General features: G+C 51.8%; 1 pseudogene. It reads right to left on the bottom strand.

Features of this window, described 5'->3' with window-relative positions:
- Positions 1–199: 199 nt before the first annotated feature.
- Positions 200–500: pseudogene (glnA, locus tag AC5O77_RS22770) on the bottom strand (glutamine synthetase); the annotation flags it as partial.

Raw genomic sequence — 500 nt, 5'->3', positions numbered from 1 at the left:
GCATCGGGCTGCGTGCCTGTTGCCATAAAGCAGTCTCCTGAACAGGTTGCACCATTTTAGTGCATTATAGCTTTTTACGGATAAAAAGCGCGAAGCATCAGAGAATTGACGGAGAAAAAAGCCCATGCAGAGATGGGCTGAAAGTTTCCACGGCAACTAAATCCCGGCGTTGTTGCGCCGGGTAGTACAACTTCAACTATTAGACGCTGTAGTACAGCTCAAACTCTACCGGATGCGGAGTCATACGCACGCGGTCATCTTCTTCGCGACGCAGAGCGATGTACGCATCGATCGCTTCATCAGTGAACACGCCACCGGCTTTCAGGAACTCGCGGTCCAGATCCAGTTCGTTCAGTGCTTCTTCCAGAGAGCCTGCAACTTGTGGGATCTCTTTCGCTTCTTCTGGCGGCAGGTCATACAGGTTTTTGTCCATGGCTTCGCCCGGATGGATCTTGTTCTTGATACCATCAAGACCGGCCATCAGCAGGGCAGCAAAGCAC

Source organism: Stenotrophomonas sp. INTA L402-1 (assembly GCF_059295135.1).
The sequence above is the reverse complement of the archived record's forward strand: the minus strand, read 5'-3'. Positions and strand labels throughout refer to the sequence as shown.